This is a genomic window from Haloarcula sp. H-hyl2, from assembly GCF_056934385.1.
In genome coordinates this window covers 1,299,548-1,313,100 of sequence record NZ_JBRIIJ010000001.1, presented here as the reverse complement: position 1 = coordinate 1,313,100, position 13,553 = coordinate 1,299,548, and the positions used below count along the sequence as shown (strand labels likewise).

Genomic DNA, 13,553 nt, shown 5'->3' with positions numbered 1-13,553 from the left:
CGAGTAAGATGCGGCACGACCACATCATCAGCGCCAAACAGCTCTCACGGGCCGACATCGAGGAGGTGCTCGACCACGCGGCGGCCATCGCGGCGGACCCGACGGCCTTCGCCGACCGGCACGCCGACACGCTGCTCGGACTCCTCTTCTTCGAGCCCAGCACGCGGACGAAGATGAGCTTCGCGACGGCGATGAAACGTCTGGGCGGCGACATCGTCGACATGGGCTCGGTGGAGTCCTCCAGCGTCAAGAAGGGCGAATCGCTGGCCGATACGGTCCGGGTCGTCGAGGGGTACGCCGACGCGCTCGTCCTCCGCCATCCCATGGAGGGGTCGGCGAAGATGGCCAGCGAGTTCGTCGACGTGCCGCTGGTCAACGCCGGCGACGGCGCCGGACAACACCCGACACAGACGCTGCTTGATCTCTACACTATCCGCGAGAACGCCGGGTTCGACGACCTCACTATCGGGATCATGGGCGATCTGAAGTACGGCCGGACGGTCCACTCGCTGGCTCACGCCCTGACGACGGTCGACGCCAGCCAGCACTTCATCAGCCCGGAGTCGCTACAGCTCCCTCGCTCGGTCCGCTACGACCTCCACGAGGAGGGCGCCGACGTCCGGGAGCACACCGACCTCGACGAGATCCTACCGTCGCTGGACGTACTCTACGTCACGCGGATCCAGCGCGAGCGGTTCCCGGACGAGAGCGAGTACCGCGAGGTCGCGGGCCAGTACCAGATCGACACGGACACGCTCGCGGCCGCGAAAGACGACCTGACGGTGATGCACCCGCTCCCGCGGGTCGACGAGATCGCCCACGGCGTCGACGAGACCGACCACGCGAAGTACTTCGAACAGGCCCACAACGGCGTCCCGGTACGGATGGCACTGCTGGACCTGATGCTCGGAGGTGAGCCAGCACGATGACCGACGACCAGCAACTCCGCGTCTCGAAGATCCAGAACGGCACCGTCATCGACCACATCGCCGGTGGCCAGGCGCTGAACGTCCTCGCCATCCTCGGAATCGACGGCAGTAGCGGCGATTCGCTCTCGGTGGCGATGAACGTCCCCTCGGACCGCCTGGGCAAGAAAGACATCGTGAAAGTCGAGGGGAAGGAACTCTCACAGGCCGAGGTCGACGTCCTCTCGCTGATCGCACCGGCGGCGTCGATCAACATCGTCCGGGACTACGACGTCGTCGAGAAACACCGCGTCGAGCGCCCCGACGTGGTCGAGGGCGTCCTGGAATGCCCGAACCACAACTGCATCTCCACCAAGGACGAACCCGTCGACTCCCGCTTCGCCGTGACCGACGACGGTGTTCGCTGTGAGTACTGTGAGACGATCATCCGCGAGGACCTCCCCGCCCACATCCTGGTCGAGTAAGCGCTCAGCCGAGGTCGATCTGGTTCCGCAGATCGTCCCATGACCCGGTCTCGCGCGCTCGCCCGACGTTCTCGGCGACGATGTCGGCGAGGCGCTCGTAGTACGACGGCGTGTGGCCGGCGTTGTGCGGGGTTATCAGGACGTTCTCGAAGTCCCACAGCGGGTGGTCCGGCGGCAGTGGTTCGGGATCGGTCACGTCCAGCACGGCGCCCCCGATGTGGTTCCGTCGGAGCTCCGAGACGAGCGTGTCGGTCTCGACGACTGGCCCGCGGGCGACGTTGACGAGCACGGCGTCGGTGTGCATCGTTCCGAACAGGTCGGCGTCGAAGAGCCCGCGTGTCAGGTCGGTCAGCGGACAGGCGACGGCCACGTACCGCGCATCCGAGAGCGCTTCGTGGATCTCGTCGTAGCCGTATATCTCGTCGGCAGGGCCACCCCGGTCGGGGGAGTGGCGCACGCCGATCGTCTCCACGTCGAAGCCATCGAGCCGGTCCAGGATCGACGTTCCGATCGCGCCCAGGCCGACGACACAGACACGGCTGCCAGCGAAGTCGTCGGCCTGGAAGGACTGCCAGACGCGCTGGTCCTGCTGTCGCTGAGCGGTCAGAAACCCTCTGGCGAACGAGAGCCATGCGCCCAGCACGTACTCGGCGATGTTCGGGCCGTGGACGCCCGAGGCCGTCGTCAGGGCGACGCCACGCTTTTCGAAGGCCGTCAGCGGCAGGTGGTCGTAACCCGCGTAGGTGCTGGCGAACAGTTCGACCGACTCGGCACGGTCGAGTAGGTCCCGGTCGAACGAACTCCCGGTAACGACCGTCGCGTCCGTGACGAGCCGTCGTTCCTCCTCGGGTGTGCGGGCGAGCCTGATCTCCGTCTCGGGAAGCCGATCGCGGAGCGCCTCGGCATAGCGCTGGGCGTCCATGCCATGAATCTTGTGTCGAAGTATCACGATCTCTGTCACGATCTGTCACCGTCCACTCGGCTCATAGGTGCCGCTCCAGACGGCTTGGGCAAAACGCTGTCGGCGATTTGGACGGCGTCATTACCGGTCGATTCGACCGCTCTTACGATCGATATCGCGGTTTTGAACGGTCGTGAACGGTCTCAACGGAGGGGGGTGTATATAGACCAGCCGTGTCAGGCACGCAGTACAGATGACCGACACAGTGGGCCGTGTCCTGGTAGCCGACGATTCGGCGGATCTCCGTGACTGTTACCGATGCTGGTTGGGGGACCGATACGACGTGCTCACGGTCGCGGACGGGGACAGTGCGCTCGACCGACTCGACGACACCGTCGACGTGCTCGTCCTCGACCGGGAGATGCCGGGTACCGACGGCGAGGGTGTCGCCGCGGCGGTCTCCGCCGGCCCGCACGACCCCGCGGTTCTCATGATCAGTGGAGTCGAACCCGATATCGAACTGCTCGACATCCCGGTCGACGAGTACCTGCAGAAACCGGTCGAGCGTGACCAGGTACTGCAGGCTGTCGAACGAGTCGGCCTGGTAGGTCGGTTCCGAGCAGAACTACAGGACCTGTTCGCGCTGGCGTCGCGTGCGGCGACGCTGGAGACCCACGTCGACCAGGACCGACTGGACGACTGTGAGGAGTACGCACAGTTGCTCTCCCGACTCAGCGAGAAACGCGCGGCTGCCGACGAGGCGCTCGACAGCGCCATCCGCGAGGAGACCTGGGAGATGGCCTTCGCGTCGACACTGGCCCGGTCGCCGTCGGACACCCCCTCGTGCTCTTCGGTCGGAGCGAGACAGTAGGTTTTAGCCGCACCGGTGGGACCGTTGTCGGTATGGAACACGTTGATGTCGCCATCGTCGGGGGTGGGCCCGCCGGCTCCTCGGCGGCGGCGGCCGCCGCCGATCACGGTGCGGACGCGGTCGTCCTCGAGAAGGGGGTCCCGAGGGCGGACCGCGACCGGACGGGCCCCGATTCGACGGACGCGGCCGGGCTGCTGGACTACTGGATCGACCTGATGGAGTTCTCCCCCGACCAGATCCCCGACCACGTCGTCCTCAGCGAACTCGACGGGGCGAAGTTCTACGGACCGGACAGCGAACTCGCTCTGGAGGAGACCGGCATCGACGCGACCTACGACGGCTTCGGTCTCACGTTCCACCGGGCCCGGTTCGACGACTGGCTCCGCGAACGGGCGACCGCCGCCGGCGCCGACTACCGCGTGGGTGTCAGCGTCCGCGAGGTCGAGACCGACGTCGCTGGCGACCCGCGCCACACGATCAGACTGGCCAACGGCGACGATCTCACCGCCGACTACGTCGTGCTGGCCGACGGGCCACAGCGCACCGTCACCGGCGGGACGCTCGACCAGTTCCTCCCGGCGGGGCGCAAGCTGAGCGACGTCATGCCGTCAACGACGGCGAACCACATCGCCTACCAGGAACACCGCCGGATGCCCGAGGAACTGTTCGACCCCGACTACATCGAGTTCTGGTGGGGCATCATGCCCGGCCACACCGCCTATCCGTGGATCTTCCCGAACGACCCGCCCGTGGCGCGGATCGGCCTGACGATGCCGATCGGGCTGGACATCGCGGACTACGACGTCGCCGAGTGGGACCTGCTGGAGGAGCGCGACGACGGCATCCCGCGGGGCAACGAGTACGTCCGTCGGCTGTTGGAACGCCAGTTCCCCGACTACGAACTCGACGACTTCCCGCTGGTCGAGGATCGCGGGAAGTCCGGCGGGACCGAGACCTACCCTATCTCCTCGACCCGGCCCATCGAGTCGCCGGTCGGGGCCGGCATCGCCGTCACTGGCGGCGCGATGGGCGGCACCTCGGCGTTCCACGAGGGCGGCGACCACGTGGCCGTCAGGACTGGCAAGATCGCCGGGCGACTGGCCGCCCAGGACAGCCTCGAACGGTACAACGACGAGTGGGAGGCCGTGCTGGGCGACGAGGTCCGGCGCAACGTCACCTTCGCCGACCTGGTCCGTGGCTGGGGCCCGTCGGACTGGGACCGCGCGTTCGGGACCGCGAACTCCCTCATGGACGCCCGTGGCGTCAGCGCCGACAGGGCCCTCCGTGGGGGACTCCACGGCGTCGAACTCGTCGCCCGCTACAAGTGGGGGAAGTTCGGCTACCGTGGGAACCGCTACGTCCAGTTGCGCGAGGACGAGTACGCCGTCTGAGGCCGAACGCCACCCTTAGGTACGACTGGCCGCTACATCGAGTGCGCGCCTTCAATCCCCGGCGGAGGCCCGTCTTCGGGACGATGAAGGTCCGGAGAACCCGGGCGCGCGACAGTTGCGGCCCGCCGACGTCACGTCGGCACGCCGAGACGCTTACTGCGTCTCCAGCGCTCGCGGTTGACACCGCTCGCGCAACAGGTCGCCTGACGGCGACCCGCCCGGCACGAGGGTTTGCCAGCCGACCTGGCACGCCGCCCAGGATGACGCTGGACGTTAGTGTTCCGGGCGCACATTTTGCGTGCTCGATTGCACGTCCAGCTGGTCCGCGTGACTGTTCCTCAATCCAGCCGGTCGTGAACGAGACGCTCGATGTACGTGTTGAGTTGCCGGATCTCGTCGTCGTTGATCGCGTGGCCCAGCCCCTCGTAGCGTCTGCTGTCGACATCGCCCCCGAGTTGCTCGAAGACGTGTCCCGCGGCGCGAACGTGAGCGGCTGTGACGGCGGGGTCGTCGGCACCGCAGCCGAGGAATACCGGTGTCCCGTCGATGGAGCCATCGTACTGCCGTTCCGAGTCACCGCCGAGGAGATGGCCCGACAACACGACGAGGCCGCCGTATCTCCGGGGTGTCCGCACGACGAACTCGCTAGCGAGACAGCCACCCTGTGAGAACCCGAGCAGGAGTGTTCGTTCCGGGGGTATCCCAGCATCGGCGGCCGTCTCGAACGCGCTGGCCACCCGGTCGAGTGCCGAGGATATCCACGGTTCGTTCTCGGCGAGCGGAGCGTCGGCAGAGCGAGGGTACCAGGAGCTGTGGGCGGCCTGCGGGGCGAGATACATCACGCCGTGGTGCAGAAATTCGTCGATGAGCGTGAGCATGTCTTTCGCAGTCGAGCCGCGCCCATGAAGCATGACGACGGCCGCCTCGGCCGCCGCCGGCGGTGCCCCGGCCGTCTCGATGGGCTGGCCCTCGTGTGGGCTCTCTGCCCTCGGGTCCGTCCCTGTAGATCGCTCCATCAGCGGGTCTCCTGATCTACCGAGAGGGTCTCCGGTTGTAGCTGGCTCTCGATCATCTCACGGTCTTCTTCGAGCCACGGCGGCAGATAGAGCGATTGGCCCAGCGTAGCGAGATCAGATTCGGTCGTGAGTCCTGGCCGGTCCGTCGCGAGTTCGACGAGGATACCGCCGGGTTCGCGAACGTACAGCGAGTGGAAGAAGTGACGGTCTTTCACCCGGGACACGTCGTAGTCACGCTCTCGAAAGAGGTCGTGCCACTCGTAGAGTTCGGCTTCGTCGGGGACGCGGACGGCGACGTGGTGGATCGAGCCAGCGCCCTCCCGGCCGAACTCAGCGTCACGGTCGAGGAGGTCGACGACTGTCGCCCGCGCTCCCGATGCCTCGTACCGGACCCTGTCGTCCGCCTGTGTGACGAGTTCGAACCCGAGCGTCTCCAGGACGCTTGCGGTCGCGTATATGTCCGTCGAGAGCAGTGTCACACCGTGGATGCCGCGGATCGCGTGCTCCTCGGGAACCGGGCCGTCTCCCCACGGCTCCACGTCGGACTCGCCGGTGACGAGTTCCAGGTACGTTCCGTCGGGATCTTCGAACCGAAGGACAGTCTCGTCGAAACGTTCGAACGGTCCCTCGACAGTGACACCGTGCTCGACGAGTCGGTCTCGCCAGTACGACACCGACCCAGACGGAATCGCCATCGCAGCGGTTCGTATCTGCGGTTTCCCGGGACGCCCGTCGTCTTCGGCTGGATAGGGAAAGAACGTCACCACAGTGCCGGGTGAGCCGGTTTCGTCACCGTAAAACAGGTGACGCGTGAACGTGTCGTTGAAGTTCACCGTTTGCTTGACGAGACGAAGCCCGAGGACGCCGCTGTAGAAATCGACGTTCTCCTGGGCGTCACGGACGATGCCGGTGATGTGATGGATTCCGAGTGTATCTGAGAGCATACGTATTCGATCGGCTGGTGCCCGCTGCCGGTGGATCGCCGTCACGGGCGTGTCGGTGACCGGCGAGTGTGTACCAGCAACGATTTTCGTCCCTGTAGAGGTGGAAGGATCCTAGCCAGATGTGTGCTTTGTTCTCGGTGATCGTTGACTGCTCGGCCAGCGTCGACACCGAGGTCGGTTTCCCGATATCGCGGAATTGTGAACGGCTTCTCCCCCACAGCTGTGGTCCTGAGCGACTCGCATACTTTTAAACCCCCGGATCAATCCGGGGTTAGCTGTTCGTCCGTCGCGGGCGACCATACTGGTAATGGCCCCTGAAACCGTCGCACGACCGGATCTCGAACCAACCGGCTCTCCGACTGTCTGCCACTACGGCACCGACAGGTCGCTCGCGTACGCCGAGTACGGCCCACCCGACGGTACCCCCGTGGTCTTCCTCCACGGGACGCCAGGGTCACGACTGCTCGGATCACTGTTCGAGGCGACCGCACAGGAACACGGCATCCGACTCGTCGCTCCGGACAGGCCAGGCTACGGGGAGTCGACGGCCTGGCCCGACCGCAATATCGTCGACGCCGAGACGTACCTGACGGCTCTCCTCGACCACGTCGGCGTCGACAGTGCCGGCCTCGTCGCCTTCTCCGGCGGGGCACCGCACGCACTGGCGATGGCGGCCGCGCGTCCCGAACGCGTGTCCAGTGTCGACAGCATCTCGGGAGCGACACCACCGGATGTCGACGCGTCGACGCCGCTCCCACAGCGACTGCTCGCCGGCATCGCGACGGCGGCACCGCCGGTGTTGCGCGGACTCCTTCGCGGGCAGGCCTGGCTGGCGGGCCGACTGGACCCGTCGGTGGTCGTCTCGCAGTACACGACGGGCGACGGAGTGGCGGCCATTCCCGACGATGTCGCGGCGACGGTCAGCGCCGACTTCGTCGAGGCACTCGTGGGCGACGGTCGTGGCGCTGTCACCGAGTTCCGGAACACCGCTAGCGAATGGGGCATCGACTACGAGGCGATCACAGTGCCGGTTCGGTTCCACCACGGGACGGCAGATACGAACGTCCCACTGGCGGGCGTCCGGGAACTCCAGCGCAGGATTCCGACCGCCAGTCTCGACCTGCTCGAAGCCAGCGACCATCTGGAGACGCTCCTCCGGAACAGGCGTGTGGTTCTACGGAACTACTGCTGAGACTGCTGGACTCCCTCGTTCCCGACCACGACGTTTGATATGCAGATAGCCGAAATGACGTCCGATGGCGGCATGAAACGTGTCCAGTTCTCGGTGACGTATCCGGAGCGACTCCGCCACCCGCTCCACCAGGAGATACTCGATCAGCCGTCGCTCTCCCGGGCCGAGCTACTGATGTGGAGTCCGACGGCCGAGGCGACGACGCTGTCATGGTTCGACGGCGGTCGGGATGCAACAGAGACCGCGGTCGCCGCGATCGACTCGCTCCAGGTGAGCACCTTCGTCCCGGACGCTGCGGGGACCTATGCGTTCCTCCAGCAGGCGGAGTTCGAGTTCGCGGGCGAGATTCTGGAAGCCATCGCAGCGGCGACAGTGATATTCGTGCCGCCCGTCGTCTTTCTGGAATCCGGTGCCATCCGGTTCGAAGCCGTCGGCGAGACAACTGCCCTCAGTGGCCTCCACGACGAGCTATCCGGACTGGGTGAGTTAACCATCGAGAGCGTCCTCGAGTTCGAGCGGGCCAATGCGCCCGCACCGTTGACCGAACGACAGCGGGCTGCACTCGACGCGGCTGTGGCGGTCGGCTACTACGACGTGCCCCGAGAAGGGAGCATCGCCGACGTCGCAGCGGGACTCGAATGTTCGACGAGTACAGCAGGGGAACTGGTACGGAAAGCCGAGGCCGCCGTCGTCCAGGACTACGTCGCCCGGGCGTTCGGGGACCGTCGTCACCCCTGAATCGCCGCGAACCGCTCGACGGACTGTTGAAGGGTCGAGACGCCAGCACGCCAGACGGCGAAGCCGGAGCGGACCTGCTCGCGACCGTGGTCCCACGTGTCGCCGGCGTTCTCGTTGGGCCGCTGACTGACGAGCGCGAAACAGCACGGGCACCGCTTGTGGCGCTGGCCCGACAGCGTATACTCCAGCCACCCCGTCGGGGGCGGGCTCTCGTATCCACAGTCGGGACAGAACAGGGTGGACTTCTGTCGCGGTGCGTCTGTCTGGCTCATAGTCGGGGCCAGTGTGTTCCCATGTAAAGCCCTTCTGGCTCGGTCGACTAGTCACTGGTCAACCGTTAATATCCATTAATCGTCCTTGAGATACCGTCAGACGGCAGTGAATCCGACTACGCGGCCAAGACGGCAGCCGTTGCGACCGCGCCCGCGAGGACGACAGCGCCGCTCCAGAGTGCCACTCGGACGACGAAGTCGTGGTCGTTCGCCGATAGTGTCAACCCCGCTTTGACGACAATACTCGTCGCGGTCGCCAGCAGGACACCGACGGTCGCGGTGGTCTGGCTGATCGTGCCGGCACGGTACAGCAGTACGGCGGAGGTCGTCGCGCTTGCGCTGGAGACCAGTCCCGAGAGCGCGGCCGTCACGTAGAAGCCGACGCTCCCGAACTCGGCGTTTCCGATGGCTCCAGCGAGGACGATCACCAGGAACAGCGCGCCGAACCCGAGCGCGTAGCGGAGCGAGAACGGTGTCTGGAGGTCGACGTCGATCTCCTCGTGCCACTCCGCGATGGTGGCGGCGACGGCGACCGAGGCGATCACCACCACCGCTATCGGGACGACGAGGCCGACCAGTAGGTTCGGGAACGTGAACGCGACGACGATGGCGAGGTTCCGCAGCGCCATCGCAGCGTCGGCCAGGAGGATGGCCGCCAGCCCGTAGGTCTTCGCGGCCGGGCGCTGCTGGACGTGGTCGACGACGGTCCCGACGACGGCCGTCGACGAAGCGAGACCCCCGAAAAAGCCCGTGATCGCGATGCCTCGGCCGCCGTACAGCGTGACGATGGTGTAGTTGACCATCCCGATACCGGCGACGAACACCACCATCAGCCAGACGATGCGTGGCTCGATGGTGAGCGTGAAATCACCGAATCTGAGCGTCTCCTCCGTCGGCAGGAGCGGGAAGACGACGAACGCGAGGATGGCGAACTCGCTCGCGGATCGGAGTTCCTCGCGGGAGAGTCCCCAGGCGAAGGTGTGTAACTCCCGTTTGAGTACCAGCAGCAGCGTCGAGATGACGGCGACAGCGACGCCTTCGAGCAGGAATCCGGCGGCGACGAGCGCACCGACACCGTAGGCCACGAGCAGCGATGCCGACGTGGTGAGCGAGAGACCCTCGTCGTTGAGGAGGCCCTTGGTCGCGATCAGGACGCCCTGGACGACGACGAGGAGGCCACCGATCGCCAGCAGGAGGTCGACGTCGAGGTAGACGAAGACGGCGCCCGACAGGCTCGCGAGCGAGAAGGTTCTGATACCCGCTGGTTTCTCGGACCACTCCCGTTCCAGTCCGAGGAACATCCCCAGTGCCGTCGCGATCGCTAACTGGACGACTGAATCGTCGAGCGGCGCGACGGTCAGCACGGCTCCCACGGCAGCCATCTGTCCACTGTTTCTCGGATATCCTATTAGTTCATTGGGCGGTCCCGGACATCGAACCCCACTCTGCCAGCCCGTTTGTTCTCAGAATCAATTCTGGAATTGCGGCCGGGCAATTCATAGTGGGTAATGTGATAGTGAGTATCATGTCGAGGGCACTCTCCGGCCTGGCGGTCGTCGGCCTGGTCCTGCTGCTGGCGGCTGCACCGGCACAGGCCACTTTTGTCGGTGATTCGGGACAGCAGATCGAACCTGGAACCGATTCCGGTGCGGTGGATACACAGACGGTGAACAACAGTACTGACGCATCGACTCGTGATCGAGTGCGTGTGGTTATCACCTTCGTAAACAGTGAGGCCCGTGACGAGGCGTCACTACCGACCGCTCACGAGGGAGTCGACATCACTGGTGGCCACGACATCGACTTCATGCCGGTCCTGTTCGCCAGCGTCCCGGAGGCGACGCTCCCGGAACTGCGAGCGCGTTCGGACGTCGAATCCGTGACCATCGACACGGAAGTGCAGTCGCCGGAGCCAGTGTCGATTGCTAGCACCGGCGGTGATCCTGCTGGATCGACCCAGAGTCAGTCGACGCCCTGGGCGATCAAACGGATCGGGGCACCTGACGCACAGCAACGGACCGACGACAGTGCCGAGTCGGACGTCGACGTGGCCGTCCTCGACAGCGGCATCGACTACGATCACCCCGATCTCGACGACAACGTCGTGTGGGGGGCGAACTTCTCCGAGGGGTCGAACGACTACACGCTCGCGAGCGCGGACGACAACAACCGGCACGGGACCAACGCGGCCGGCATCATCGCGGCCGAGGACAACAACCGGGGTGTCGTCGGTATCGTCCCGCACGCCGACCTCTACGCCATCAAGGTGATGAACTCTACGGGGGTCGGCTACTATAGCTGGTGGATCAAGGGACTCGACGCGGCATTGGAGGGGCCCGACGGGACGATCGGAACTGCGGACGATGCCGACGTCATCTCGATGAGTATCGGGGGCGCCAGCGACGCGAGCAAACTCCGGAACGCGGTCTCTGACGCCAACGACCACGCCATCGTGGTCGCGTCCGCGGGCAACAGCGGTGACGGCAACCCCGCGACGAACGAGGTAGGCTATCCGGCGAAATACAGTGATGCGATCGCCGTCGCGGCCACCGACAGGTCCGACTTGACGACCACCTGGAGTTCAGAGGGGACGGAAGTCGAACTCGCCGCGCCCGGGTCGGGACAGTACACGACCGACGCGGGGGGCGGGACCTACTACTTCGGCGGCACCTCCGCAGCGGCGCCACACGTCGCCGGGGCTGCAGCACTGATTATCGCGAAGGATCTCGAAGACGGCTCGCGTGACCTCTCGGACGAGACCATCCGGCAGCGGCTCCAGAATACGGCGACGGACATCGAGTCACCCGGACGCGACAAGAAATCGGGATACGGACTCATCCAGGTCGACAAGGCGCTCACGAGTGGGAACGGTGCACCGACGGCCGATGCCGGGTCGGACACGTCCGTGACTGCCGGTTCGACGGTCGTTCTGGACGCGAGCGGATCGAGTGACCCCGACGGTGACAGCCTCACCTACTCGTGGTCACAGACGGGTGGCACCTCGGTCTCGCTCTCGGATAGTGGAACGGCGACACCGGAGTTCACGGCACCGAGTGTCGGTAGCCAGGAGATGTTGACCTTCGAAGTGACCGTCGACGACGGGAACGGCGGGTCCGACACGGATTCGGTGTCGGTGACTGTCTCACCCGGGAACTCGGCACCGAACGCGGACGCGGGCTCGGATACGTCGGTGGCTGCTGGGGATTCGGTGACGCTAGATTCGAGCGGGTCGAGCGACCCGGACGGTGATCCGATCAAGTACTCGTGGTCACAGGCCGGGGGTACTTCGGTCTCGCTGAACGACGCGAGCACGGAGACGCCGGAGTTCACGGCACCGAGTGTCTCCAGTCAGGAGACGTTGACCTTCGAAGTGACAGTGACCGACACCAACGGCGCGTCTGACACGGACTCGGTCTCGGTGACGGTGTCACCCGGGAACTCGGCGCCGAGTGCGGACGCTGGCTCGGACGTATCGGTGACGGCTGGTTCGTCCGTCGAACTGGATTCGAGCGGGTCGAACGACCCTGATGGCGACCCGATCAAGTACTCCTGGTCACAGACCGGGGGTACTTCGGTCTCGCTGAACGACGCGAGCACGGAGACGCCCGAGTTTACGGCACCGAGTGTCTCCAGTCAGGAGACGCTGACCTTCGAGGTGGAAGTGACCGACAGCAACGGCGCGTCTGACACGGACTCGGTGTCGGTGACGGTGTCGCCGTCGAATTCGGCACCAACGGCCGACGCGGGGTCGGATACCACCACGTCGAGCGGGTCGACCGTCACACTCGACGCGAGTGGGTCGAGCGACCCCGATGGAGACAGCCTCTCGTACTCGTGGGTCCAGACCGGCGGTCCCTCGGTGACGCTCACCGACGCCGGAACGACGACACCGGAGTTTACGGCACCGAGTGTCGCCAATCAGGAGACGTTGAGCTTCGAGGTGACCGTGACCGACACCAACGGCGCATCTGACACGGACTCGGTCTCGGTGACGGTGTCGCCGTCGAATTCGGCGCCGAACGCAGACGCTGGCTCGGACGTATCGGTGACGGCTGGTTCGTCCGTCGAACTGGATTCGAGCGGGTCGAGCGACCCGGACGGTGATCCGATCAAGTACTCGTGGTCACAGACCGGGGGTGCCTCGGTCTCGCTGAGCGACGCGAGCACGGAGACGCCGGAGTTCACGGCACCCACCGTCTCCAGTCAGGAGACGCTGACCTTCGAGGTGGAAGTGACCGACACCAACGGTGCGTCGGACACGGACTCGGTGTCGGTGACAGTGTCGCCGTCGAATTCGGCACCGACGGCCGATGCGGGGCCCAACACGACGGTGCAGGGCGGGACGACCATCACACTCGACGGAACTGGATCGAGCGACCCGGACGGCGACAGCCTCACCTACTCGTGGTCACAGATCGGCGGAGCGGCGCTCTCGCTCTCGGATGCCGGGACGTCCACGCCGACGTTCACCGCACCGAGCGTGAACAGTAATACGACGCTGACCTTCGAGTTGACCGTCCAGGACGGCGTGGCGTCCAGTACCGACACGGTCAGTGTAACTGTGGTCCCCGCGAAACAGAACACCAACCGGTTCGACCTCGACAACGATGGCACCGTCGACAGGAGTGACGTGCTCGATATCATCGCGGCGTACAACACCAACTCGACCGTGGGCGGACAGTCGGTCGATGCTGCCGACGTCATGGCGGCTATCTCGGAGTACAACTCCTAGCAGGCACTTTTCAGAGTATCGCCGGATCGCGCTGCCCTCGGACTCGCCGCCTACCGGTACGTTGCTACCGTAAGCGTGGGTACCGGACCCAGGCATTATTCCCTCT

At 65.6% G+C, this 13,553-nt stretch carries 12 protein-coding genes; 7 read left to right on the top strand and 5 right to left on the bottom strand.

Going from position 1 to position 13,553, the window contains the following annotated elements; all coding sequences use genetic code 11:
- The first annotated feature begins 8 nt into the window (after positions 1 to 8).
- Together pyrB and pyrI are read left to right on the top strand one after the other, a co-directional pair.
- Positions 9 to 929, top strand: a complete 921-nt coding sequence (gene pyrB, locus Hhyl2_RS06770; protein WP_483549973.1) for an aspartate carbamoyltransferase — start codon at positions 9 to 11, stop codon at positions 927 to 929.
- The gene (gene pyrI / locus Hhyl2_RS06765) at positions 926 to 1,390 is read left to right on the top strand and encodes an aspartate carbamoyltransferase regulatory subunit (RefSeq protein WP_483549972.1); all 465 of its coding nucleotides are present in this window, start codon (positions 926 to 928) and stop codon (positions 1,388 to 1,390) included. The genes pyrB and pyrI overlap by 4 nt, the downstream gene beginning before the upstream one ends.
- Before the next feature lie 4 nt (positions 1,391 to 1,394).
- On the opposite strand, the gene Hhyl2_RS06760 is transcribed toward pyrI, so the two are convergent.
- Positions 1,395 to 2,351: a D-2-hydroxyacid dehydrogenase gene (locus Hhyl2_RS06760; protein WP_483549971.1), complete on the bottom strand. Its 957-nt coding sequence runs from the start codon at positions 2,349 to 2,351 to the stop codon at positions 1,395 to 1,397.
- A 193-nt stretch (positions 2,352 to 2,544) separates the two neighbouring features.
- On the opposite strand from Hhyl2_RS06760, the gene Hhyl2_RS06755 reads away from it, so the two are divergent.
- Both Hhyl2_RS06755 and Hhyl2_RS06750 read left to right on the top strand, forming a co-directional pair.
- Positions 2,545 to 3,162: a response regulator gene (locus tag Hhyl2_RS06755; RefSeq protein WP_483549970.1), complete on the top strand. Its 618-nt coding sequence runs from the start codon at positions 2,545 to 2,547 to the stop codon at positions 3,160 to 3,162.
- A 32-nt stretch (positions 3,163 to 3,194) separates the two neighbouring features.
- Complete coding sequence (locus tag Hhyl2_RS06750; protein ID WP_483549969.1) at positions 3,195 to 4,553, top strand: NAD(P)/FAD-dependent oxidoreductase; 1,359 nt, start codon at positions 3,195 to 3,197, stop codon at positions 4,551 to 4,553.
- A gap of 338 nt (positions 4,554 to 4,891) precedes the next feature.
- Here Hhyl2_RS06750 and Hhyl2_RS06745 read toward each other — a convergent pair whose 3' ends face one another.
- Together Hhyl2_RS06745 and Hhyl2_RS06740 are read right to left on the bottom strand one after the other, a co-directional pair.
- On the bottom strand, positions 4,892 to 5,569 hold the full coding sequence (locus Hhyl2_RS06745) for an alpha/beta hydrolase (protein WP_483549968.1): 678 nt from the start codon (positions 5,567 to 5,569) through the stop codon (positions 4,892 to 4,894).
- Positions 5,569 to 6,513 (bottom strand): ring-cleaving dioxygenase, encoded by a 945-nt coding sequence (locus Hhyl2_RS06740; protein ID WP_483549967.1) that lies wholly within the window; start codon positions 6,511 to 6,513, stop codon positions 5,569 to 5,571. Before Hhyl2_RS06740 ends, Hhyl2_RS06745 begins: the two co-directional genes overlap by 1 nt.
- A 307-nt stretch (positions 6,514 to 6,820) precedes the next feature.
- On the opposite strand from Hhyl2_RS06740, the gene Hhyl2_RS06735 reads away from it, so the two are divergent.
- Together Hhyl2_RS06735 and Hhyl2_RS06730 are read left to right on the top strand one after the other, a co-directional pair.
- Complete coding sequence (locus tag Hhyl2_RS06735) at positions 6,821 to 7,705, top strand: alpha/beta fold hydrolase (protein WP_483549966.1); 885 nt, start codon at positions 6,821 to 6,823, stop codon at positions 7,703 to 7,705.
- 72 nt (positions 7,706 to 7,777) lie between these two features.
- On the top strand, positions 7,778 to 8,443 hold the full coding sequence (locus Hhyl2_RS06730) for a helix-turn-helix domain-containing protein (protein ID WP_483550557.1): 666 nt from the start codon (positions 7,778 to 7,780) through the stop codon (positions 8,441 to 8,443).
- Here Hhyl2_RS06730 and Hhyl2_RS06725 read toward each other — a convergent pair.
- Positions 8,434 to 8,715 (bottom strand): DUF8106 domain-containing protein, encoded by a 282-nt coding sequence (locus Hhyl2_RS06725; RefSeq protein ID WP_483549965.1) that lies wholly within the window; start codon positions 8,713 to 8,715, stop codon positions 8,434 to 8,436. The two genes, Hhyl2_RS06730 and Hhyl2_RS06725, sit on opposite strands and share 10 nt — an antisense overlap.
- A 116-nt stretch (positions 8,716 to 8,831) precedes the next feature.
- Positions 8,832 to 10,097 (bottom strand): MgtC/SapB family protein, encoded by a 1,266-nt coding sequence (locus Hhyl2_RS06720; RefSeq protein WP_483549964.1) that lies wholly within the window; start codon positions 10,095 to 10,097, stop codon positions 8,832 to 8,834.
- Between the two features lie 143 nt (positions 10,098 to 10,240).
- On the opposite strand from Hhyl2_RS06720, the gene Hhyl2_RS06715 reads away from it, so the two are divergent.
- Entirely contained in the window at positions 10,241 to 13,447 is a 3,207-nt protein-coding gene (locus tag Hhyl2_RS06715; RefSeq protein WP_483549963.1) for a PKD domain-containing protein, read from the top strand.
- Positions 13,448 to 13,553 lie beyond the last annotated feature (106 nt).

Bases quoted from the DNA above. Each gene is read 5' to 3' on its own strand.
- Hhyl2_RS06720 (WP_483549964.1), bottom strand. From the start codon at position 10,097: ATGGCTGCCGTGGGAGCCGTGCTGACCGTCGCGCCGCTCGACGATTCA.
- Hhyl2_RS06725 (WP_483549965.1), bottom strand. From the start codon at position 8,715: ATGAGCCAGACAGACGCACCGCGACAGAAGTCCACCCTGTTCTGTCCC.
- Hhyl2_RS06735 (WP_483549966.1), top strand. From the start codon at position 6,821: ATGGCCCCTGAAACCGTCGCACGACCGGATCTCGAACCAACCGGCTCT.
- pyrI (WP_483549972.1), top strand. From the start codon at position 926: ATGACCGACGACCAGCAACTCCGCGTCTCGAAGATCCAGAACGGCACC.
- pyrB (WP_483549973.1), top strand. From the start codon at position 9: ATGCGGCACGACCACATCATCAGCGCCAAACAGCTCTCACGGGCCGAC.
- Hhyl2_RS06715 (WP_483549963.1), top strand. From the start codon at position 10,241: ATGTCGAGGGCACTCTCCGGCCTGGCGGTCGTCGGCCTGGTCCTGCTG.
- Hhyl2_RS06740 (WP_483549967.1), bottom strand. From the start codon at position 6,513: ATGCTCTCAGATACACTCGGAATCCATCACATCACCGGCATCGTCCGT.
- Hhyl2_RS06730 (WP_483550557.1), top strand. From the start codon at position 7,778: ATGAAACGTGTCCAGTTCTCGGTGACGTATCCGGAGCGACTCCGCCAC.
- Hhyl2_RS06755 (WP_483549970.1), top strand. From the start codon at position 2,545: ATGACCGACACAGTGGGCCGTGTCCTGGTAGCCGACGATTCGGCGGAT.
- Hhyl2_RS06745 (WP_483549968.1), bottom strand. From the start codon at position 5,569: ATGGAGCGATCTACAGGGACGGACCCGAGGGCAGAGAGCCCACACGAG.
- Hhyl2_RS06750 (WP_483549969.1), top strand. From the start codon at position 3,195: ATGGAACACGTTGATGTCGCCATCGTCGGGGGTGGGCCCGCCGGCTCC.